Here is a 20,515-nt window from a genome sequence, read left to right as displayed (position 1 = left end):
ACCGCGAAAAACAGAACGTGGCGAACGCCGCGAGACGCGGCGGGGTGTGCCTAGTCGTCGGCGGCGCGAATCGTCAGGACTGGGACCGAAGACTGCCTGACGACGCGTTCGGTGACGCTCCCGATGAGGTAGTGGTCGAGGCCGGTTCGGCCGTGTGTCGCCATCACGACGACGTCGATGTCGGCGTCGTTGGCGTGGGCGGTGATGACCGAGTCCGGGACGCCTTCTTCGACGATGCGTTCGGTCGCAACGTCGTCCGGAAGGGCGTCGAGAGCAGCGTCGACAGCGTGCTCGGCGCGTTCGAGTTCGGACTCTTTCCACACGTCGGGTGCGATGCCCGCAGACGGCGACTCGAACCGGTTGCGCGAGTCGGCGACAGAGAGGACGTGGACCGTCGCGTCGTAGGTCTGTGCGAGCGTCGCCGCGTGTTCGATAGTCGCTTCGGTCGCATCGCTGCCGTCGGTCGGTAACAGGATGTTGTCGTACATTGTTGGGTGAGACGAGTGGGTGTGTTGCTCTCGTGTGAAACGAGTGTGAGAGTGGAGCGTGCGTCGGTTAGATACCGGCGGCCATCAGGAACAGCGCCAGCGAGATGACCGCGAAGAGTCCACCGACGAAGTTCTTGATAGTGTCAGTCTCCAGTGCGTTGGAGACGTAGGGAGCGATTTGGCCGCCGAGGACCGTCGCGGGGACGGTGAAGACGACCATGTTCCACGGCGTCGACGCGAGACTCAGCGAGTGCCCGCCGACGAGGCCGCCACCGAAGACGTGGACGAGCGACGCGAGGATGGCGGTCAGCGCGACGACGATGTGGTTCGTCCCGATAGCGACGCGGACCGGGACTTTGGTGCTGAGCATCGAGATGATGCCGAGTTCGCCGACACCGAACCCAGCGAGACCCTGGAACGTCCCGCCGATGCTGTAGTTGGCGAAGCGACGGAGGTAGCCACCGCGAGTGTAGGTGTAGTCGTCGCCCTCTCGGTCGACGCGGGTGACGGTTCCGTCGTCGTCGGTGCGAACGCCGGCGGGGCCGAGTTTGCCGGGGTCGTTCGGCAGACTCGACGTGATGGTGCCGCCGTCAGTCGCCGCGGCGTGTTCGGAACCCGAACTCGAACTGCCGGGTTCGTCGTGGCCGAGGTCAGCTTTGAACAGCAGGTAGGACGCGGCCAAGAGCGCGAGGCCGAGAAGCGCGTGGAAGACGACTTCCGGGATGACGAACGACAGGAGCGCGCCCCCGACGACGAACGGGACCGACCCAGCGACGAGGGACAGGGCCAGTCGCCGGTCGACGAGGCCGTACTGGATGAAGGCGACGGCCGAACTAGAGAGGCCGAACGCTTCGCTGATGAGACCCACCTTCACGATGGTCGCGGGTTCGAGCGGGTGTGCGAACACCGGGAAGATGAAGATGAGGAACGGCACGAAGAGCGCCGACCCACTGATTCCGACCGTGTTCACGGTGGTCGCACCGAGGACGAACACCGGGAACAACCACCAGTAGTTGAGCCAGTAGTCCATGCCGGCGTCGGTGGGCGTGGGGGCCCCGGTAAAGACGGCGGCGATGAACAGCACGGGTGCGATGAACACGAGGATGTGTTGGTACTTCAGGAACGACTTCTGGACGTGACTGAGAGACTGAGAGCTCATTGTTCTCGTTGTTTTCAGTACGTTGTGACCGCCGCGTTCACTCCGGTCGAGTGACGCGAGCAAAACAGGTTGTCTGCCGAATCGCAAGCGGGTTCGCACCGCGTGCAACGTTCATCCACCACAGACGGTGTGACCGACCCACACACCGGCGACGCCGGCGGCGAGTGGTCACCCGACGAGTCGAACGACGGTGACTCGCAAGACGCGGGCATCTAAGTGATACCCCCGTTCGGGAACGCGTGGTGAACGGTGTGTTCTGCAGACTCGTCCGCGAGGGAGCGGGTCACGGTGAAACGGGCATAGCGAGGACGGGGTAATAAGTCTTAATCACTGTCCATATTTTGGGTACGGTCCACACACCGACGGGTGTCGAAGAAGCGGCGAGATGTGTGGCTACCCGTAGTCTGTATTCAGCCAGACCGGTCGAACACCCGCCGAACGAGGGCGCGTTCGTTCTGGTACGTGAGACTGTCGAGGGCCTCAGTGGGGGTCACCCACTCCCGCGCGTCCACCTCCGCGTCGGCGTCGAAGGGGTGTTCGTCGACGAGCGTCATGTGCCAGACGAAGACTGCTTTCGGTCCGCTCTCCGCGTCGGCGTCGGCAGCGACGTGGTAGTCGTATCGGCCGGCGAAGGGCCCACACTCGACCGAACAGCGCGTCTCCTCGCGGACTTCGCGGACCGCTGTCTCGACCAATGTCTCACCCGATTCGACCTTGCCTTTGGGGAGTGACCAGTCGTCGTACCGTGGTCGGTGAACGAGACAGATTCGCCCGTCGTCGCGTCGGAGAAGGCCACCGGCGGCGAACGTGATGGTGGTGTCGTCCGGGCCGTCGGGTGCGCCGTGTTCGGGCACGTCAGAACTCGTCGGGCGGCGTCAGGCTACCGTCGTCCTCGTCGGGATACTCCGGGGCGATGCCGTCGTCGAGGTGGTCGACGTCGTACTCGCGGCGGAGTTTCTGGATGCGGTCACGGATGTCGGCGGCGAGTTCGAATTCGAGGTTGTCCGCGGCCTCCTGCATCCGGTCTTCGAGGAACAGAATCTGCTCGGCCGCCTCGTCGGCGTCCGCGGGCGCGTCGCCCGAGACGCCGCGCGTGTCAGTCTTGCTCCCGGGGAGGTTGGTCTCGCCCACCTCCTTCTCGATGGTCGTCGGCGTGTGGCCGTGTTCTTCGTTGAACTCCTGTTGGATGCGACGACGGCGCTGTGTCTCCGAGATAGCGGCCTCCATCGCGTCGGTTCGGTCGTCCGCGTAGAGCACGACTTCGCCGTTGACGTTGCGGGCGGCACGCCCCATCGTCTGGACGAGCGTCGTCTCAGAGCGCAGGAAGCCTTGCTGGTCGGCGTCGAGGATGGCGACGAGCGACACTTCCGGGATGTCGAGGCCCTCACGGAGCAGATTGATGCCGACGAGCACGTCGATGTCGCCGAGACGGAGCGACCGGATGAGTTCGTGGCGTTCGAGCGTGTCCGTCTCGTCGTGCATGTAGGCCACGTCGACGCCCGCCTCTTCGAGGTACTCGGTCAGGTCTTCGGCCATCCGCTTCGTGAGCGTCGTCACGAGGACGCGCTCTTCGCGCTCGATTCGCTCGTCGATACGGGCCATCAGGTCGTCTATCTGACCCGTCGCCTCCGCGACTTCGACTTTCGGGTCCACGAGGTGGGTGGGGCGGACGATTTGTTCGACGATTTGGTCTGAGTGTTCGCGCTCGTAGTCGCTGGGTGTCGCGGAGACGAACAGCATCTTGCCCGTCTTCTCCTCGAACTCTTCGAACGTCAGCGGGCGGTTGTCGTAGGCCGTCGGGAGGCGGAAGCCGTTTTCGACCAGTGAGTCTTTCCGCGACTTGTCGCCGGCGTACTGGCCCTTGATTTGCGGGAGCGTGACGTGCGATTCGTCCACGACGGTGAGGAAGTCGTCGGGGAAGTAGTCCAGCAAGGTGTAGGGCGCGTCGCCCGACTGGCGGTCAGAGAGGTGGACCGAGTAGTTCTCGATACCGGAGCAGTGGCCCGTCTCGCGCATCATCTCGATGTCGAAGGTGGTCCGTTCTTCGATGCGCTGGGCCGCGACGAGGTCACCCTGTCGTTGGAAGTACTTCACCCGTTCTTCCATGAGTTCCTCTATCTCGGAGATGGCCTGTTCCATCTGGTCTTCGGGGATGGAGTAGTGTTCTGCCGGGTGGACGAGGACGGCAGGTTCCGAGGACTTGACCTCGCCTTTCAGTGGGTCGAGTTTCATCATCCGGTCGATTTCGTCGCCCCAGAACTCGATGCGGATGGCGTAGCGACCGTACATCGGGAAAACTTCGACCGTATCGCCGCGGACGCGGAACGTCCCCTGATGGAAGTCCACGTCATTGCGTTCGTAGTTCAGGTCGACGAGTTGCCCGAGTAACTCGTCTCGGTCGATTTGGTCGCCGACTTCGAGACGGAGGGACATGTCGGTGTAGTTCTTCGGGTCACCGAGGCCGTAGATGGCCGAGACTGACGCAACGACGATGACGTCGTCGCGGGTGAGAAGCGACCGGGTCGCCGAGTGGCGGAGTCGGTCTATCTCCTCGTTGATAGACATGTCCTTGTCGATGTAGGTATCGGTCTGTTCGATGTAGGCTTCGGGCTGGTAGTAGTCGTAGTACGAGACGAAATACTCGACGGCGTTGTCGGGAAAGAGGTTCTTGAACTCCTCGTACAACTGGGCGGCGAGCGTCTTGTTGTGTGCGAGGACGAGCGTCGGTTTCTGAATCTCTTCGACCACCCACGAGACGGTGTTGGTTTTGCCGGAACCGGTGACACCGAGCAGCGTCTGGATATCGGCCCCGTCGCGGTATCCACGGACCAATTGCTCGATAGCCTCGGGTTGGTCTCCCGCCGGTTCGAAGGGGGCGTCGACGCGGAATTCGCGTTCTGCCTCTGGTCTGTCGGCAGAGATGGGACCGGACTCGCTCATTGCCCCTCGCTTGGCGTTCGGCGTACTTGAGAGAGGCGGTGCTTTCCGCCGGGAGAATGGTTTTCTGCCGAGACTCTCTATGGGAGGCTATGACACGCGCGGAACTGCAGAAAGCGAGTGAGTTACTCCGAGACGCCGCGGCACGGACCGACAGCGACGTCCAAGCGCGACTCACCGAGCAAGCCGACCAGTTGGCGACACTCGCCGAACGGGACGAAGGACCGGACCACGGGCGACTCGCCCGTCACATGACCGTCCTGCACGAGATTGCCGAGGGACTCGACGACGGCGTCAGCGACACGGTCCGTGAGGCCCGCACGCAGGTGCTCGAATACCGAAAGACCGTTCCTGGCGTCTGACGCACGGCAGACAGACCCCTTCGTTTCCACTGGAACGTGTGGGGTTGGCAGGCACAGGTTGTGTGCTGTGAGAACCGTCGCGAACGGAGTACTGCGACGAGTCGTGCGTGACGTACTGGTGCAAAAATGAGCCGAGTCGCTCTCGTCTACTGTTCGTCCGAGAGATTCGAATTCCAGATATCGCGGTGAATTCTCCACTCACCGTCTTCCTGCTTCCACACTTCGATGAACTTCACGTCGTCGAGCGTCGTCCCGCTGGCGTCGTGCAGCGTCGCACGGCCGGTTCTGATAGCCAGCGCGTCGTGTTCTTCGAGTTCTATCGGTTCGATATCGATAGCGTCGACGCCCGATTCGGTGGTGTCGAACCAGAATGCAGCGACTTCGTCTCGGCCCGTAATTATCTCACTCGCAGGAGGCATGAGCTGACATTTCTCGGTGTAGAGATTCGCTATTCGCTCGCCATCTTTACTCGTGAGAATGTCCCCCACCTCGTCCGTTCGTTTCTTTATCGTATCTTCCAGTGCCATCGGCCTTCACCTGTCCGCGTATCGACGTCTCTCCACCACCAGAGACAGTCGATTCGCAGTGTCTAGCTACGACTCGCCGCATATTGAGCGTTGACCATCGCATGATTTAACGAGACTATCTCCCGTTTGGCTAACTCCCGACGAACGGAGAGTGCGAACGCGTGTGCAGCGACGTGGAACGCCACCGCCGCACGGTCGAGACTCGGTCAGTCAGTGTACGGTTTTTCGATGTTCTCGTCGACAGTGATGAGTGCGTTCATCTGACGAGTAATCCCGTCGAACAGCGTGATAAGCGGGGAGAGCAGACGCTCGACGATTCGAATGGGCGGCGCGATGGTTAACGACCAGCGTTTCGCGTTCCCGAGTCCGAACGCTTTCGGAACGATTTCACCGAATATCAGGATGAGCGAACTGGTGAGCACTGTCGTAACGACGACTGTCTGGCCGGGTGAGAGATAGCTAGCGACGAGAACTGTCGTAATACTCGAAATCGCGATGTTGACGATGTTGTTTCCGACCAGCAACGTCACGAGAAGACGATGCGGGTCGTCGGACAGGTCTTTCAGAATGTGTGCCCGGCGGTCGTCCGTCGTCGCCTGCTGTTCGATCCACTCTCGGGGCAACGAGAAAACCGCCGTCTCTGAACTCGAAAAGAACGCGCTCATCGACAGGAGAACAACGACCGCTATCCCGCCGGCAACAACGAGTAGTAAACCGCTCATACCGTCCGTACGAACAGATACTCCAAGAACCCACTGACGACGACTCGTCTCGACGGGGGAGTCACACGAGACGCCGTCGGTGTCGATTCTCGCGTGACGCGTCGCGACAGGCACTCACCATCGTCTCTCGTCAGGGCAACCGTGGTCATCAACGCCCGTCTGTCCGTCGTCGTGGCCTACCCGAAAGACAAGAACACTGTCCCGCGAGTGAGGCCGAAGGCCGAGTCTCGCGGCCTTTTTTCCTCCAGGTTTTTGCGGGGGGTTCGAGGCCACCGAAGGTGGCCGAGGACCCTCCGTAAAAAAGTGGGTCAGCAGACGTTCTTCGGCTTGATTCCCATCCCTTCCAGCGTCTCCACGTACTCGTCGTAGGCCGCTTCGACGACGGCGTCGGCCGCCTCACGGACGACAGCGTCGTCGTCCGCGAGTTCGTCTATGGCGTCCGCGAGGGTGTCGAGTTGGTCCTGCAGGTCAGATTTGAGCGTCCGGAAGGAGTTCGCTGTCTTCGGGTCGGCGTCACCGATGAAGAATCCGACCATCTGTTCGACAGTCTTCAAGGAGACGAGGGCGCGGGCGAGGGCACCGCCGAGACGTTCGTCCGTCGTGTCGAAGTCGTCGAGGACGCCGTAGACGTTCGGTGCGTTCGCCGCCGGGTCGGCGTCGACGGTATCGGCGTGGGCGCGGGCGGTGTCCGCGAGGTCCGAAAAGAGTGCGGCGGCCTCGTCGTTCGGGTCGTCGGCGGCCCACTGGTCGAACAGGTCAGTCGCAACGTCGGCCTCTGCCGCCGCCGCGGCGCGAACCGCGTCACCGCTCATCTCGCCGCCGGTGACGGCGTAGAGGGCCTTCGAAGACCCGAGTCGAGAGAGTGGTGTCTCGTGGGCATCGCGGAGGGAATCGAGGATGTCAGACATGTGGACCTATAGGTCCGAATCGGGTTTGTACCCATCGGCGGCGGCGAGTTCGGGTGACTGTCTATGACGCCGGGCCGTGACGTCGGTGACCGCCATTGCGTGGGTCGAAAAGGTAATTTAACCCACAGTATACAGGTCAGAATCTAAAACATTATATATTGTTTTATCATGGTGGTATTCTGTAACATGACGAACGTTGTCAGAGCAGCCGCAGAGAACAGTTCGAAACTCGTCGAGCGCTATCTGCCCGACGCGTTCCTGTTCGCTGTCATCCTCACGGCCGTTGCGTACGCCTTGGCGCTGGTCTTCGTCGCGCCCGCCGAGGGTGTCGGCATAGCCGGTCACGCACAGAATCTCCTCGTAGACGGGTGGTACGGCGGATTCTGGAACCTCCTCTCGTTCGGGATGCAGATGACGCTCATCCTGATGACGGGGTACGCACTCGCACAGACGCGGCACGTCGACGCCCTCCTGACGAGACTGGCACAGGTTCCGAACTCCGAGAAGGGCGCTGCGGCGATGGTGCCCGTCGTCGCCGCCGCGGCGTCGTTCGTCCACTGGGGCCTCGGACTCGTCGTCGGTGCAATCTTCGCCCGGAAGATAGCCGACGAAATTCGCACCATCGACTTCCCCATCGTCGTCGCCGGTGCGTACTCCGGGTTCGTCGTCTGGCACGGTGGCCTCGCCGGGTCGATTCCGCTCCTCCTGAACACGGAGGGCAACTTCCTCATCGAAGCGGGCGTCCTGAGTTCGACGTTCGCCACCGGTGGCACCATCTTCACCGTCGCGAACCTCGTCCTCGTCGTCGCCGTCGGGTTCATCTTCCTGCCGGCGCTCTTCGCGCTGATGTACCCGAAATCCGACGACAAGAAGACGCCCATCGACCCTGCGGAGTTGGACGCGTCGGCGGACGGGGGGACGGCGAACGTCTCGCTTCCCGACGACGCCTCCATCGCGACGCGAATCGAACACTCCGGTCTGGTCTCCACCGGTATCGGCCTCGCAGGACTAATCGCCGTCGTCCTCTACTTCGGTGAAGGCGTCGCCAGCGGGACGATGCCGTGGAACAACCTCAATCTGAACATCGTCAACTTCGCGTTCCTCTTCCTCGGCCTGACGCTCCACGGCACGCCCAAAGCCTACGTCGAGTCTATCGTCGAGGCAGTCGAAAACGTCTGGGGCATCATCCTCCAGTTCCCCTTCTACGCGGGTATCATGGGTATCATGGCCTACGCGCCCGGCGAGTCGGTCAGTCTCGCGACGCAAATCGCACAGGGGATGGTCGCCATCTCCCCCGAGGGCGCACTGCCCGCTATCGCCTTCTTCACGGCCGGACTGGTGAACTTCTTCGTCCCGTCCGGTGGTGGCGAGTGGGCCGTCATCGGCGAGACGCTGGTCACCGCCGCGAAGGCGTCCGGTACCTCGATTCCGCGCGTGGCGATGGCCGCCGCGTGGGGTGACGCGTGGACCAACATGATTCAGCCCTTCTGGGCGATTCCACTGCTCTCCATCAGTGGCCTCTCCGTCCGCGACATCATGGGTTACTGCGTGATGGTACTACTCGGTGCGGGCGTCATCGTCACTGTCGGTATCAGCGTCCTCCCGATGTGACCCACGAAAAGAACCGAATTCGAAACTAACTCAGTTTCCTTTCTCGACTGGGGCGCCGACGAGGTTGCCCCACTCGGTCCACGACCCGTCGTAGTTGGTGACGTTGTCGTAGCCGAGCAGTTCGTGGAGCGCGAACCACGCGATGGACGAGCGCTCGCCGATACGGCAGTAGGCGATGGTGGATTCGTCGCCTTCGATGCCTTCGGCGGCGTAGAGTTCGCGGAGTTCGTCGGCGGACTTGAACGTGCCGTCGTCGTTGACCGTCGCCGCCCACGAGATGTTACTGGCACCGGGGACGTGGCCGCCGCGCTGGGCAGTCTCCTGCAGTCCCGGGGGTGCGAGAATCTCGCCGGAGAACTCTTCGGGCGAGCGAACGTCGACGAGGGGCAGGCCCTTGTCGACTGCCTTCTGGACGTCGTCGCGGTAGGCGCGGATATCCTCGAACGGACCCTTCGCCGTGTAATCTTGCTCCGGGAAGGAGGGCACTTCGTCGGTAGTCGGGTAGTCGTTGTCCACCCAGTAGTCGCGGCCACCGTTCATGAGGTGGACGTCCTCGTGGCCGTAGTACTTGAACTGCCAGTAGGTGTAGGCGGCGAACCAGTTCGAGTTGTCGCCGTAGAGGACGACAGTCGAGTCCTCGGAGATGCCGTGCGAACCGAGGAGGTCAGCGAAGTCGTCTTTCGTCAGGACGTCGCGCGTCGTCTGGTCCTGCAGTTGCGATTCCCAGTTGAACCCGATGGCACCTGGTGCGTGGCTTTCGTCGTACGCCTCGGTGTCGACGTCGACTTCGACGAGTCGATACGACGGGTCGTCGCTCTGGAACTCGTCGAGGTGGGACTCCACCCAGTCCGCAGAGACGAGTACGTCCTTCGCGTAATCGGAGCTTGACATTGCACTGGAATACACGTCTGCAAAGGGGATAACTCTCACAGCGACGGCATGTACGGCCTGACCCCGGGTGATGGAGTAAATATTGCCACAATATTGCGGGGTCGTCGGCCGATTTCGGGGCTGTATTCGACGGTATTCCCTCGTATTCGACCGATTCGTTCGCGATGCGGAGATATTATCCGCTATTTCGGACACGTGGCGAGGGGTGCACGGAGCCACGAACCTAAACCCGCCGGCACAGTAGACGAACGTATGGTAGACGTGGTCTCTGCGGCGTGGCTTTCGGAGCGACTCGGCGACGTTCGCGTCGTCGACGTTCGCGATGGGTGGGAGTTCGACGGTATCGGACACCTCCCGAGTGCGGCGTCGATTCCGTTCGACGAGTTTCGAAGCGCCGAGGGAGACGTGGGGATGCTCCCCGGCCGAGACGTGTGGCGCGAACTGCTCTCGAACGCCGGCATCACTGCCGACGACGACATCGTCGCGTACGACGACACACACGGTGTCTTCGCCGCGCGGTTCCTCGTGACAGCACTCCTGTACGGTCACGACCCGGCGAATCTCCACCTCCTCGACGGCGACTTCAGCGCGTGGAACCGTGCGTACGAGACGACGACAGACGAACCCGACCTGCCCGAAGTGACCTACGAGGTGAGGACGCCAGACGAGACACCACTTGTCGATTTCGAGACAGTCGAGGCGGCGCTCGACGACCCCGAGGCAGTCATCGTCGACACGCGCGACCCCTCGGAGTTCGAAGACGGCCACCTCCCCGGCGCTGTCAACCTCGACTGGCGCGAACTCGTCGACGACGAGACGCGCGGGCTGAAACCTCGCGCAGAACTCGAATCCATCCTCGAAGCGGCGGGCGTCACCCCGGACCGCCGTGTCGTCCTCTACTGTAACACGGCACGCCGAATCAGCCACACGTACGTCGTGCTCTCGCATCTCGGCTACGGCCGCGTAGAGTTCTACGAGGGGAGCCTCACGGAGTGGGACGCACGCGACGGGGCTATCGTTCGGGAGTAGACGAGTCGGACTCCACGTCGGTGTCGGTGACCGCCGTGTCATCATCTTCGACGTCGAGTTCGTCGCTCAGAAGCGCCACTGTTTCGACGAGCAAGGCGACGACGAGTGGGCCGGCGATGATTCCAACTGGGCCGAGACTGAGCAGGCCGCCGACGAACCCGACGAAGTAGAGGCTTCCCGGAAGGTCGGCCGTCTCTTTGGCTAGTCGCGGGCGAATGAGGATGTCCGGGAGCCACGCGATAGCGAATCCACCGACGACGGCGACGAGTGCGGCGGCCACGATGTCACCGATAGCGACGTGATAGAGCGCCATGCCAGCGAGGAGGAAACTCGGGCCGACGATGGGGATGAACTGGAGGATGGCGGCGACGGTGGCGAGCGTGATGACGAAGTCGTAGCCGAGTACCCAGAAGACGACGAGTGCGATGAGGAACGTGCCGACGGCCGTCGCCGCTTGCAAGACGTAGATGGCGAAGAGCGTCTCGCGTGCTCGCGTGTCGAGTGCCGTGGCCGCGTCGTGGTACTCCGCCGGGACCAACGCGAGAAGCGTCCGACCGACCGAGTCGCCGCTGAGGACCAGCGAGAACACCAGAAAGCCGAACAGCGTGAGTTTGATGAGAACGACGGGTAACGCGGTGGCGACGGACCGAGCGACGGCCCGAAGCACCGAGAAGACGACTCCGAGTGCATCCGCCACCGTCACCTCGTAGACCATGTTGAAGAGTTCGAACGAGAGCGAATCGGGAACGACCGACGCGAGCACGAACAGGTCGCTGAAGCGGAGAGAGAAGATGACGAACAACGGTGTGAGTACCACGACCACACTCACAGCGGCGAAGACGGTGGCAACCGCACTCGACGCCCAGTGAGACAACCCGCGAGCTTCGAGTCGGCGTCTGAGCGGGATGAGCAAGTAGGCGACGGTGATGGCGAAGAACACCGTCGCCAGTACGTCGACGAGGATGAACGCCGCGAGGAGCGCGAGGAGCGCCAGTACCCAGCTGAGAACGGACGAACGCGAGTGATTCACTTCCGTCAGTTTATACCCCGAATGGAAAATCGTTCCGCCGATAGCACCCTCAAAACCGAGTTTTCAGCACGATTCAGCGGGAAGCCCCCACATCACCGGGATTAAATATCACCGAGTGTAACAACCAAGTAATGAAACGCCGAACCTACCTGAAATCGGCCGGGGTGAGTGGGGTCGCCGCACTGCTCGCTGGCTGTACCGGAGGGGAGGGCGACGAACCGACGTCGACAACGACGACCGAATCGTCGGGCGGTGCCGAGACGACGGCACAGGGGACGACCACCGGAGGCGGAGAGCAGACGCTCACCGTCGGGACCTACGGGTCGTTCGTGGACGCGCCGAGTTCGAGTCCCGGCGTCTGGTTGAAAGAGGAGTTCGAATCGGAGTTCGACGCGACACTGGAGTGGCAGACGCCCGACGCTGGCGTGAACCACTACATCGAACGCGCACTGCGCGGCGTCGAGACGGGTGCGGACCTCTACGTCGGACTCGACGCACAGATGCTCGTCCGCATCGACGAGAAACTCGACGACGCACTGTTCGCTCCGGCGGAGGGCCTCTCACGCCGCAACGACGTGAACGAGCAGTTAGAGTTCGACCCACAGGGACGCGCCATCCCCTACGACACGGGGTACATCTCCCTCGTCTACGACGAGACGCAGGGCGACGACGAGGCGTTCGTCGCCCCGGAGACGTTCGACGGGTTGCTCGAACCCGAGTACTCGGGCGCACTGTTGGCACAGAACCCAACGTCGTCGGCGACGGGACAGGCGTTCTTGCTCCACACTATCGACGCGAAGGGCGAAGACGGCTATCTCGATTACTGGGCGCAGTTGAAGGAAAACGACGTGCGCGTCCTCGGCAACTGGTCGGACTCCTACACCGCGTACTCCAACGGCGAAGCGCCGATGGTCGTCTCGTACTCGACGGACCAGGTGTACGCCAACGAGTCCGGCGCGGACATGGCCAAACACCAGATTCGCTTCCTGAACGACCAGGGCTACGCCAACCCCGAAGGGATGGCCACCTTCGCCGACGCCGCCGAACCTGACCTCGCGTCGTCGTTCATGGACTTCGTCCTCCGACCCGAAGTGCAGGCCGAAATCGCCGTGCGCAACGTCCAGTTCCCGGCGACGACCACCGCAGAACTCCCCGAGGAGTTCGCGAAGTACGCACACGAACCCCCGGAAGCCGTCACCTTCTCGTACGACCGCCTCAAGGGCAACCTGAGTGACTGGATTGACGCGTGGGCGCGTGAATTCGCCAGCAAGTGAGCACGGAGACGAAGACGCTCCCACGCCCGCATCCGGCGTTCGACCTGTCCGGTGACATCCTGTGAGTACTATCGAGACACTCTCCGAAGCGACCAAAGGGCCGGTTCGCTCGCTCGCCCGTTCCCTCGAACAGCGACTGCTCTCCGTCGTCGCCATCGTTACCGCCGTCGTCCTCGTCGTCCTCTTTTACTATCCCGTCGCAACCGTCTTCGCCGACGCCGTGCTCGACGACGGCGCGTTCACCCTCGAACCGCTCACGGCGATTCTGACCAGCGAGTTCTACCTCGTCGATATCATCTGGTTCACGGCGAAACAGGCGTTCTACTCGACGCTCGCCAGTCTCGCGCTCGGCCTCCCTGCGGCGTGGTTGTTCGCCCGCTTCGAGTTCCCCGGCCGTGACACGCTTCGCTCGCTCACTATCCTCCCGTTCGTCATGCCCTCCATCATGGTCGCCATCGGATTCGTGGCGACGTTCGGCCGCAACGGGACGCTCAACCGCGCCCTCGCCGTCGTCGGCGTTCCCCCTGTCGAACTGCTGTTCACCCTCGAAGCCATCATCGTCGCCCACGCCTTCTACAACGCGCCACTCGTCGCGCGCGTCGTCACCGCCGCGTGGGAGAGTGTCGACGCCCGTGCCGTCGAGACTGCTCGCTCGCTCGGGGCGAATCCACGGCGCGCGTTCCGTGACGTCGTGTTTCCGCAACTGCTCCCCGCAATCGGCATCGGCGCGACGCTGACGTTCATCTTCACCTTCGCGTCGTTCCCCATCGTCCTCGCACTCGGGGGGTTCCAACTGGCGACCATCGAGGTGTTCGTCTTCGCGAAAGTGCGTGACCTCGCGTACGCCGAGGCAGCGAGTCTCGCCGTCGTCGAGACGGTCATCTCGCTCGGTCTGACGGCGGTGTATCTCGGCTACGAGGCGAACCAGCGCGCCGCCGGAGGGACCGCGAGTCCACTACCGCGCCAGTCGGTCCTTCCGTCACGCTGGACGCCGAAATCGACGCTCCGAACCGCCGGCATCGCCGTCTACACCCTCGTCGTCGGACTCGTCTTCGTCGTCCCCATCGCGAGCATGATTCTCGCCAGCGTCACCGGTGCCGACGGTGGTCTCACGCTCGACCACTACGCCTTCCTCGCGGAGCGACAGGCGACCGGTGCGACGTATCAGGTCAGGCCACTCCCCGCAATCTGGAACTCGCTTCTCTTCGCCGCCGGGACGCTCCTCGTCGCCGTCCCGATGGGTGTGACGATGGCCGTCCTCACGACGCGGCGGTACCGCGGGCGGACGCTCATCGACGTGCTGGCGATGGCCCCCTTCGCCGTCTCGGGAATCGTCGTCGGACTCGGCCTCCTGCGCGGACTCGTCTTCGGCGTCGACGTCTTCGGCACGACGATTCGCGTGACTGGTGCACTCGCCATCGTCGCCGCGCACTCGGTCAGCGCCTATCCGTTCGTCACGCGCAACGTCGCACCGCTGTTTTCTCGTCTGGACGGCCGACTCGTCGAATCGGCGCGGAGTCTCGGTGCGACGCGGACGCGCGCCCTCCTCGACGTCGAACTCCCCCTCGTCTGGACCGGTGTCGTCGCTGGTGCGGCCTTCGCCGTCGCTATCAGCATCGGCGAGTTCGACTCCACCATTATCCTCGCAGAGGGTGCCGGACGGTACACGATGCCCGTCGCAGTCGAGCGATTCCTGGGTCGCAGACTCGGCCCGGCGACGGCGATGGGGTGTATCCTCCTCCTCGTCACCTCGGTCAGTTTTCTCGTCGTCGACCGGTTCGGCGGGCGGTGGGGTGAACTATGAGTACCGAATGGGAGATGGATGCGACACCGGCCGAGAGGACGGAGAGTTATACCCATCGCACGAAGAGGGAGAGACGTGAACCCGGAGGGTATCCCGTGAAACTCGAACTCGACGGCGTGTCGAAGCGCTACGGCACGGCGACGGCGCTCGACTCCGTGTCGCTGTCTGTCGACGAAGGTGAGTTCTTCACGCTCGTCGGCCCCTCCGGATGCGGGAAGACGACGACGCTCCGCTGTATCGCCGGATTCGAGTCACCGTCCGACGGCGACGTCCGCTTCGACGGCGAGTCGATGACCGGAGTTCCACCCGAAGCGAGGGGGGTCGGCGTCGTCTTCCAGAACTACGCGCTGTTTCCCCACATGACCGTCGGCGAGAACGTCGCCTACGGCCTGCGATTTGCGGACCCGCCGGGCGACGTCTCCCGCGACGAACGCGTCACGGAACTCCTCGAACTCGTGGACCTCACGGGGTTCGAAGACCGGGACCCCGACTCGCTCTCCGGCGGCCAACAGCAACGCGTCGCCCTCGCCCGTGCGCTCGCACCGGGACCTGACCTCCTCCTCTTGGACGAACCCATGTCCGCACTGGACGCCCGCCTGCGAGAACGCCTCCGCCGACAGGTGAAGCGAATCCAGTCCGAACTCGGCGTCACGACGGTGTACGTCACTCACGACCAGTCGGAAGCGCTCGCCGTCTCTGACCGCGTGGCCGTGCTCAACCGCGGGCGCGTCGAACAGGTCGGCACCCCCCGAGAGGTGTATCACCGACCCGCGACCCGGTTCGTCGCCGAGTTCGTCGGCGAGAACAACGTCTTCGACGGCGTCGTCAGACGCAGTCTGACGGGCCGACGAGCTTCGCTCGTTGAAGTCGGGGAATCTCGACCGGAAACAGAGGGGTTCGCAGTCGGAATCGACGAACGAAGTTCGTCGGCCCACCAGACGAAGTCTGGTGACGTCGACGGGCAGACGTTCGTCCTCGACGGTATCGACGCCGCCGGTGGCGACTCGCTCACGTTCTGTATCCGTCCCGAAGACCTGCGCCTCGACGCGACCGAAAACCGGGTCCGTGGGACCATCGTCGACACCGAGTTTCAGGGGTCGACTACGCGAATCAGACTCGACTGGCAGGGAACCGAACTCGCAGTCGTGGTCGCAGACGACGGCGCAGAGACGTTCGACGTCGGGTCAGAACTCGAAGTCGGGTTCGACCCGTCGGCGGCACACGTCGTCGAGTGAACCGCGTCTCTACGCCCGCCTGCGAGAACACCCCGCCGCCCGCGAATCGTCGTGCCGATGTTCACAGGGTCGAATCGGTGCTAACGAGATAGACGCCGACGGCGAGGACGACGCCGCCGGCGACGAACCCGGCGTCGACTCGTTCGCCGAGAAACACCACACCGAGGAGCGTGCCGACCACCGGTTGGGCGAAGAAGAAGACGGCGACGTGACTCGCGTCCGTGTACTCCATCCCCTTGTACCAGAAGTACCACGCCGCCGCCGTGCTGGCGAGTCCGAGGTACAGAACGGCAGCGACGACAGATGGCGAGAAACCGACTGCCAACAGGGAGACGTCCCGGGCGGCGAGTTCGAACGGGACGAACAGACCGAACAGCGGCACCGACAGAATCGTCGCGTACGAGACTGCTTCGAGCGCCGAGTACCGCCGAATCACGGGTTTCCCGTAGACGGTGAAACCCGCGAAGAAGAACGACGAGAGAACGAGCAGTGCGACACCGACGGGGTCGATGGCCGTCGTCAGTGACCCGAGGCCCCGGCCAGCGAGAACGCCGAGCGTCCCGACGACGGCGAGTGCGGTTCCCGCGAGTGCCCGCCGACTCAGTCGTTCGTCCAGCGCGACGACGCCGAGTGCGAGGATGAACACGGGCGTCAAGACGGTGAGAACCGACCCCTGACTGGCGTTGGTGAGGTCCGTCCCGACGAACTGTGTCGTGAGTGCGGCAGTCAACCAGACGGCGAGGCCACCGAACCGTCGCCACTCCTCGCGGGCGAACTGTCGCCGGGGTGTCGTCACCGCGACGACGACGCCGAGTGCCGCCGCACCGAGAACGACCCGCAGGAAGACGAGTGTGAGGGGCGGAATCACGCCGAATCCCCACTTGCTCACGACGTACATCCCACCCCAGAGCGCCGCCGCGAGGAGTGGGGCGAGGCCGTAGAGCGCGGTTCGGTCCATCGTCTGAGTACTTGTAAATCACCGTACTGATTGTTTTGGTCACGGGTCGGCCGGGTGACAGTGCCCGGTTCAGCGTGGTTCGACACCACGACGCGGGAGGCCGTCCCCGTCAGTCGACGACTGCCAACAGGACGAAGGCGAAGGCGAACAGGAAACACAGCGCCCCAATGAACTCGTACTGTCGTCTGCCATCCGCGTTCAGTTGCGGGTTCGCCGTCATCTGCTGGTGTCTGAATTCGTAGATTCGGTCGGGGGAGCGGACCAGGGCGACACCGCCACCGGCGAACACGGCGGCGGCGAGGAGGGCAGTCGTATTCATGTCTGGCTCTCGAACAGTCGTCGTCCGCCGACTGCTTCAGCCTTAGGGCGCGACGCCGACGGTCAGGAGGGTTCCGAAGGTTCGATAGCGCTCGACCATCTCCTCGCGCGTCTCCCAACTGTCGGTCGGGAACTCGTCTGCCGGCGGAATCTCGATGTCCACGTCGGCGATGGAGTCCTGTTCGGCGACGTAGAGGCCGGCGTCGCGGAACGCCTCGCGGTACTCCTCGTGAGACCAGCGCGTCATCTCGATGGAGATGTTGTCCTGCCACTGGTGGGAGTGGACGTTCTCTTCGTAGTAGTTGACTGCACAGTAGAACGTGCCGCCCGGTTTGAGGACGCGAGCGACTTCTTCGAGGGTGTGGTGCGGGTCTGGCGCGTAGTAGAACGCCTCCATCGACCAGACGTGGTCGACGCTGTCGTCGGCGAAAGGCAAGTCGTCGAAGTCGCCGACGAGGTAGGAGATGTCGTCGGTGTCGGTGTAGTCGCGCGCGTTCGCGACCATCTGTGGCGACCCGTCGAGGCCGAATCCCTTGCCGATGCCTTTCGTGTCGTAGAGGGCGCGGAGTGCGTACCCACTGCCGGTTCCCAGGTCGACGACGGTGTCGCCTGCTTCTATCGGCATGCGTGCGAGCGCGTACTTCGCCGTGTGCCAGTGTCGGTCCTCCATGCCCTTGTCGCGGCCGTCGGCCGCCCAGGCGTCGAACTCGTCGCGGACGCTCATATCCCCACGTGGAAGTAGAGGGACAAAATGCGTTCGAAGCACGGGCGCAAGACAGCGACCCGAGGGGCGCGCCATTTAATGGGCGCCGTCCCGACGAGCGCAGTATGGTCGGAGTACGCCGCCGGTTCGCACTCGCCGACACGGCACAACAGGTCGTCGGCGGGTTCCTCCTCGCGGGACCGTTCGTCGTCACCGAGGAGGTGTGGGTACTCGCCCGGAGCATGTCGGTGCTACAGTCCCTCCTCACGCTCGTCATCGTCCTCACGGTGGGGTACGGCGCGCTCTACAAGGCCGACAACAGGGACCCCGACAAGGAGACGGAAGTCGGCGGCATCCCCATCCGGTTCATCTCGCTCATCACCGTCTCGTACCTCTCGGTGTTCATCCTCGCACTCGCGTTCGACGCGCCGGGGACGTTCCTCTCGGACGTGTCGGGTCCCGTCGTCTTCGAGGCGTTCGGCGTCGAACTCGACCTGACAGTCCTCGGAATCACGCTCAAGGCGACGAGCGTCGGTGCGGTGTTCAGCGTCATCGGTGCCGCGACGGCAGACACGTTGTATTGACCCGGTGGCGCCCCGTGGTTTTTCCACGGTGAGTGGTGGATTGACATGAAGCATTAAGTCCGCTGAGTATCTGCTTTCAGTATGGATTACGAGCTCGCCATCGAAGAGACGCCCGAGACGATTCCGGGCGGGACAGGTATCTTGCTTCTTCATCCGAGCATCGGCGAGACTGACCGCATCGACACGGACTTCTTCAAGGTGGACACCGACCACTTCCTCGTCATCTCGACGCGAACCACCGCCCGTGAAGTCGAACAGAAGTTAGAGCACTACGAAGTCGACGAGTCCCGAGCGACGATTCTCGACACGCTCTCTATCGAGCGTGGATACTCGCGACGGAGCGGCGAGAACATCTACTACGTCGCCTCTCCCGACAACCTCGACGGCATCGTCGAGAAGACTCGTGCGTTCCTCGAACGACACGACGGAAAACTCCGTCTCAGTGTCGACTCGGTGACCGAGATGGCGTACTACGCCGACGTCGACAGAGCGTTCGAGGCGACGAAACAGATTCTCGAACTACTCGAAGAGTACGACGCAGTCGGCCTGTTCCACCTCTCGAAAGAGGTCCACGACCAGGAGACACTCGACCGATTCCGTGAACTGTTCGACGGCGTCGTCGACTTAAACGAAGACGGTAGCGTCACGACCGAGTTCTAACTCACTCGTCTCTGACCGCCGTCAACTGCTCGAACGTCTTTTCGGCCCATCGGACCGCGTAGGACCCACCGTGGTCGAGATACGCCGCCGTATCGAGCGCCGCGAAGGGTGCTGGCAGGTCTCTGTGGTGTTTGATTGCCGAACACGCGAACTCCGTCGCCTCCGGGAACGAGAGTCGGCCGGTGGCGACGAGTCGCGGCAGGTTCGCGAGTCTGTCGTCGAGTCGTTCGCCCGCATCGACCCACGCGTCGTGCAGTCTGTCGTGTCGGCCCTCCCACGACGCGAACGCCTCGCGCGTCTGGAGGCCGACCCACCCGTCGAAGAGGGCCGCGGCGACCTGATACACCTCGTTCGGGCCGAGCGGTATCGCATCCGCGAGTTGGCGGTACTGCTCGCCGAAGAACGGAAGGAACTGTTCGGGAACGCCGTCGGTTCCTGCCTGAACCAGCGCCTCGGCGATGAGGAAGTCGAGGAAGTCCTCAGGTGTCCCTTTCGCCCGATACTTGACCAAAACGACCGGTGGCGTCGTCTGGTCAGTCCACGTGACGGTGCCGTGTTCGGGCATGCCGATGGTGAAGTCCGACGAGGCGTACAGACGGAGCGCCTGTGGTGCGTCGTCTGGTAGCCACTCTTGGGGGTACGCCGCCGGCGAGAGCGAATCGACCACGAGGCCGAGGTTCTCGGCCGCTTCCGGAGGTATCGTGTCGAAATCCCCCGCGACGTCTAAGACGAGTGCGCCCGGTGCGTACTCGTCGCGGACCGCTTCGAGGTCCGGCGGCAGCGTGCGTTGTTCGAACATCTCGTCAGGCGAGGCTCATGCCGATGAGGACGACGGCCAAGACGGCCGATACGCCGATAGTCCCGAGCACGATTTTCGTCGCTTGGCTCATACTGGCACGATTACTGCCCCGGCGCTTAAACCCTTACAGTCTGTCGTCGGGCGAATCTCCACTCGAAACGAAGGGGTTTGAAGACAGTCACCACGGTCAGCAGTCACACGCGGGTCGGGAGTGAGTACGTCGTGACAGTCAGAGAGCGCCGTCTCAGGGGACGAGTTGCTCACCATCGTCGTCGATGATGCGGATGGCTTCGACGGGACAGACGCGGGCGGCGAACTTCGCGTCGAACTCGGCGTCTTCGGGAATCTCCCGGACGAACACGTCGTCGTCGGTCTCTTCTGCGCCGTCGAGGTCAGCCTTCCCGGCGTCGAGGTTCTTCTGGAACGCGTCCCACTCGTCGACACACTGGAAGATGCCGATACAGGTGTCTCGGTCGAACTCGACTCTCATACCGGCACCTTCCGCCGGGCCATACA

At 63.2% G+C, this 20,515-nt stretch carries 22 protein-coding genes; 8 read left to right on the top strand and 14 right to left on the bottom strand.

Going from position 1 to position 20,515, the window contains the following annotated elements; translation table 11 throughout:
• Positions 1–50: 50 nt before the first annotated feature.
• The 4 genes from ACK3R5_RS15500 to uvrB form a co-directional block, all read right to left on the bottom strand.
• The gene (locus ACK3R5_RS15500) at positions 51–488 is read right to left on the bottom strand and encodes a universal stress protein (protein WP_411964940.1); all 438 of its coding nucleotides are present in this window, start codon (positions 486–488) and stop codon (positions 51–53) included.
• Between the two features lie 67 nt (positions 489–555).
• Entirely contained in the window at positions 556–1,647 is a 1,092-nt protein-coding gene (locus ACK3R5_RS15495; protein WP_411964939.1) for a TSUP family transporter, read from the bottom strand.
• Between the two features lie 410 nt (positions 1,648–2,057).
• The gene (locus ACK3R5_RS15490) at positions 2,058–2,501 is read right to left on the bottom strand and encodes an NUDIX hydrolase (protein ID WP_411967604.1); all 444 of its coding nucleotides are present in this window, start codon (positions 2,499–2,501) and stop codon (positions 2,058–2,060) included.
• A gap of 1 nt (position 2,502) precedes the next feature.
• Positions 2,503–4,587, bottom strand: a complete 2,085-nt coding sequence (uvrB, locus tag ACK3R5_RS15485; RefSeq protein ID WP_411967603.1) for an excinuclease ABC subunit UvrB — start codon at positions 4,585–4,587, stop codon at positions 2,503–2,505.
• Positions 4,588–4,676: 89 nt separating this feature from the next.
• Between uvrB and ACK3R5_RS15480 the strand changes: the two genes are divergently transcribed.
• Positions 4,677–4,946 carry a hypothetical protein gene (locus ACK3R5_RS15480; RefSeq protein ID WP_411964936.1) on the top strand — a complete coding sequence of 90 codons (270 nt, stop codon included), beginning with the start codon at positions 4,677–4,679 and terminating at the stop codon, positions 4,944–4,946.
• A 146-nt stretch (positions 4,947–5,092) separates the two neighbouring features.
• Here the strand turns inward: ACK3R5_RS15480 and ACK3R5_RS15475 are convergent, their stop codons facing one another.
• From ACK3R5_RS15475 to ACK3R5_RS15465, 3 genes are all read right to left on the bottom strand, one after another.
• Positions 5,093–5,473, bottom strand: coding sequence for a YybH family protein (locus ACK3R5_RS15475; protein WP_411964935.1), 381 nt, complete (start codon positions 5,471–5,473; stop codon positions 5,093–5,095).
• A 206-nt stretch (positions 5,474–5,679) separates the two neighbouring features.
• On the bottom strand, positions 5,680–6,195 hold the full coding sequence (locus ACK3R5_RS15470; RefSeq protein ID WP_411964934.1) for a DUF21 domain-containing protein: 516 nt from the start codon (positions 6,193–6,195) through the stop codon (positions 5,680–5,682).
• 308 nt (positions 6,196–6,503) lie between these two features.
• Entirely contained in the window at positions 6,504–7,103 is a 600-nt protein-coding gene (locus ACK3R5_RS15465; protein WP_411967602.1) for a transcription antitermination protein, read from the bottom strand.
• A 186-nt stretch (positions 7,104–7,289) separates the two neighbouring features.
• Here ACK3R5_RS15465 and ACK3R5_RS15460 point away from each other — a divergent pair, with 186 nt between their 5' ends.
• Positions 7,290–8,714, top strand: coding sequence for a short-chain fatty acid transporter (locus ACK3R5_RS15460; RefSeq protein ID WP_411967601.1), 1,425 nt, complete (start codon positions 7,290–7,292; stop codon positions 8,712–8,714).
• 30 nt (positions 8,715–8,744) lie between these two features.
• Here ACK3R5_RS15460 and ACK3R5_RS15455 read toward each other — a convergent pair whose 3' ends face one another.
• Entirely contained in the window at positions 8,745–9,605 is an 861-nt protein-coding gene (locus tag ACK3R5_RS15455; RefSeq protein WP_411967600.1) for a sulfurtransferase, read from the bottom strand.
• A gap of 252 nt (positions 9,606–9,857) precedes the next feature.
• On the opposite strand from ACK3R5_RS15455, the gene ACK3R5_RS15450 reads away from it, so the two are divergent.
• On the top strand, positions 9,858–10,634 hold the full coding sequence (locus ACK3R5_RS15450) for a sulfurtransferase (RefSeq protein WP_411967599.1): 777 nt from the start codon (positions 9,858–9,860) through the stop codon (positions 10,632–10,634).
• On the opposite strand, the gene ACK3R5_RS15445 is transcribed toward ACK3R5_RS15450, so the two are convergent.
• On the bottom strand, positions 10,618–11,664 hold the full coding sequence (locus tag ACK3R5_RS15445; RefSeq protein ID WP_411967598.1) for an AI-2E family transporter: 1,047 nt from the start codon (positions 11,662–11,664) through the stop codon (positions 10,618–10,620). The genes ACK3R5_RS15450 and ACK3R5_RS15445 overlap by 17 nt on opposite strands.
• Before the next feature lie 131 nt (positions 11,665–11,795).
• Here ACK3R5_RS15445 and ACK3R5_RS15440 point away from each other — a divergent pair, with 131 nt between their 5' ends.
• The 3 genes from ACK3R5_RS15440 to ACK3R5_RS15430 all read left to right on the top strand — a co-directional run bounded on the left by ACK3R5_RS15440 (position 11,796) and on the right by ACK3R5_RS15430 (position 15,977).
• A complete protein-coding gene (locus tag ACK3R5_RS15440) occupies positions 11,796–12,938 on the top strand; it encodes a thiamine ABC transporter substrate binding subunit (RefSeq protein ID WP_411967597.1) in 1,143 nt (380 codons plus the stop codon).
• Between the two features lie 70 nt (positions 12,939–13,008).
• Complete coding sequence (locus tag ACK3R5_RS15435) at positions 13,009–14,742, top strand: ABC transporter permease (protein ID WP_411968669.1); 1,734 nt, start codon at positions 13,009–13,011, stop codon at positions 14,740–14,742.
• Between the two features lie 95 nt (positions 14,743–14,837).
• Complete coding sequence (locus tag ACK3R5_RS15430) at positions 14,838–15,977, top strand: ABC transporter ATP-binding protein (RefSeq protein ID WP_411967596.1); 1,140 nt, start codon at positions 14,838–14,840, stop codon at positions 15,975–15,977.
• A gap of 61 nt (positions 15,978–16,038) precedes the next feature.
• Here ACK3R5_RS15430 and ACK3R5_RS15425 read toward each other — a convergent pair whose 3' ends face one another.
• From ACK3R5_RS15425 to ACK3R5_RS15415, 3 genes are all read right to left on the bottom strand, one after another.
• Positions 16,039–16,935, bottom strand: a complete 897-nt coding sequence (locus tag ACK3R5_RS15425) for a DMT family transporter (RefSeq protein ID WP_411964926.1) — start codon at positions 16,933–16,935, stop codon at positions 16,039–16,041.
• A gap of 109 nt (positions 16,936–17,044) precedes the next feature.
• Positions 17,045–17,254 carry a hypothetical protein gene (locus ACK3R5_RS15420; protein ID WP_411967595.1) on the bottom strand — a complete coding sequence of 70 codons (210 nt, stop codon included), beginning with the start codon at positions 17,252–17,254 and terminating at the stop codon, positions 17,045–17,047.
• Between the two features lie 42 nt (positions 17,255–17,296).
• Entirely contained in the window at positions 17,297–17,977 is a 681-nt protein-coding gene (locus ACK3R5_RS15415) for a class I SAM-dependent methyltransferase (RefSeq protein WP_411967594.1), read from the bottom strand.
• Between the two features lie 104 nt (positions 17,978–18,081).
• Between ACK3R5_RS15415 and ACK3R5_RS15410 the strand changes: the two genes are divergently transcribed.
• Both ACK3R5_RS15410 and ACK3R5_RS15405 read left to right on the top strand, forming a co-directional pair.
• A complete protein-coding gene (locus ACK3R5_RS15410) occupies positions 18,082–18,540 on the top strand; it encodes a DUF2391 family protein (RefSeq protein WP_411964923.1) in 459 nt (152 codons plus the stop codon).
• An 81-nt stretch (positions 18,541–18,621) separates the two neighbouring features.
• A complete protein-coding gene (locus tag ACK3R5_RS15405; protein ID WP_411967593.1) occupies positions 18,622–19,200 on the top strand; it encodes a hypothetical protein in 579 nt (192 codons plus the stop codon).
• A gap of 1 nt (position 19,201) precedes the next feature.
• Here ACK3R5_RS15405 and ACK3R5_RS15400 read toward each other — a convergent pair whose 3' ends face one another.
• Complete coding sequence (locus tag ACK3R5_RS15400; RefSeq protein WP_411967592.1) at positions 19,202–19,999, bottom strand: hypothetical protein; 798 nt, start codon at positions 19,997–19,999, stop codon at positions 19,202–19,204.
• Positions 20,000–20,243: 244 nt separating this feature from the next.
• Positions 20,244–20,489, bottom strand: a complete 246-nt coding sequence (locus ACK3R5_RS15395; RefSeq protein WP_411967591.1) for a ferredoxin — start codon at positions 20,487–20,489, stop codon at positions 20,244–20,246.
• Positions 20,490–20,515: the final 26 nt, after the last annotated feature.

The sequence above is a fragment of the Haloferax sp. YSSS75 genome (assembly GCF_046764215.1).
GTDB lineage: Archaea > Halobacteriota > Halobacteria > Halobacteriales > Haloferacaceae > Haloferax.
The sequence above is the reverse complement of the archived record's forward strand: the minus strand, read 5'-3'. Positions and strand labels throughout refer to the sequence as shown.

What these genes read in the sequence shown, in the direction of transcription:
- uvrB (WP_411967603.1), bottom strand. Translation starts at nt 4,587, where the DNA reads ATGAGCGAGTCCGGTCCCATCTCTGCCGACAGACCAGAGGCAGAACGC.
- ACK3R5_RS15405 (WP_411967593.1), top strand. Translation starts at nt 18,622, where the DNA reads ATGGATTACGAGCTCGCCATCGAAGAGACGCCCGAGACGATTCCGGGC.
- ACK3R5_RS15480 (WP_411964936.1), top strand. Translation starts at nt 4,677, where the DNA reads ATGACACGCGCGGAACTGCAGAAAGCGAGTGAGTTACTCCGAGACGCC.
- ACK3R5_RS15465 (WP_411967602.1), bottom strand. Translation starts at nt 7,103, where the DNA reads ATGTCTGACATCCTCGATTCCCTCCGCGATGCCCACGAGACACCACTC.
- ACK3R5_RS15460 (WP_411967601.1), top strand. Translation starts at nt 7,290, where the DNA reads ATGACGAACGTTGTCAGAGCAGCCGCAGAGAACAGTTCGAAACTCGTC.
- ACK3R5_RS15475 (WP_411964935.1), bottom strand. Translation starts at nt 5,473, where the DNA reads ATGGCACTGGAAGATACGATAAAGAAACGAACGGACGAGGTGGGGGAC.
- ACK3R5_RS15420 (WP_411967595.1), bottom strand. Translation starts at nt 17,254, where the DNA reads ATGAATACGACTGCCCTCCTCGCCGCCGCCGTGTTCGCCGGTGGCGGT.
- ACK3R5_RS15455 (WP_411967600.1), bottom strand. Translation starts at nt 9,605, where the DNA reads ATGTCAAGCTCCGATTACGCGAAGGACGTACTCGTCTCTGCGGACTGG.
- ACK3R5_RS15415 (WP_411967594.1), bottom strand. Translation starts at nt 17,977, where the DNA reads ATGAGCGTCCGCGACGAGTTCGACGCCTGGGCGGCCGACGGCCGCGAC.
- ACK3R5_RS15450 (WP_411967599.1), top strand. Translation starts at nt 9,858, where the DNA reads ATGGTAGACGTGGTCTCTGCGGCGTGGCTTTCGGAGCGACTCGGCGAC.
- ACK3R5_RS15425 (WP_411964926.1), bottom strand. Translation starts at nt 16,935, where the DNA reads ATGGACCGAACCGCGCTCTACGGCCTCGCCCCACTCCTCGCGGCGGCG.
- ACK3R5_RS15470 (WP_411964934.1), bottom strand. Translation starts at nt 6,195, where the DNA reads ATGAGCGGTTTACTACTCGTTGTTGCCGGCGGGATAGCGGTCGTTGTT.
- ACK3R5_RS15500 (WP_411964940.1), bottom strand. Translation starts at nt 488, where the DNA reads ATGTACGACAACATCCTGTTACCGACCGACGGCAGCGATGCGACCGAA.
- ACK3R5_RS15410 (WP_411964923.1), top strand. Translation starts at nt 18,082, where the DNA reads ATGGTCGGAGTACGCCGCCGGTTCGCACTCGCCGACACGGCACAACAG.
- ACK3R5_RS15400 (WP_411967592.1), bottom strand. Translation starts at nt 19,999, where the DNA reads ATGTTCGAACAACGCACGCTGCCGCCGGACCTCGAAGCGGTCCGCGAC.
- ACK3R5_RS15395 (WP_411967591.1), bottom strand. Translation starts at nt 20,489, where the DNA reads ATGAGAGTCGAGTTCGACCGAGACACCTGTATCGGCATCTTCCAGTGT.
- ACK3R5_RS15440 (WP_411967597.1), top strand. Translation starts at nt 11,796, where the DNA reads ATGAAACGCCGAACCTACCTGAAATCGGCCGGGGTGAGTGGGGTCGCC.
- ACK3R5_RS15495 (WP_411964939.1), bottom strand. Translation starts at nt 1,647, where the DNA reads ATGAGCTCTCAGTCTCTCAGTCACGTCCAGAAGTCGTTCCTGAAGTAC.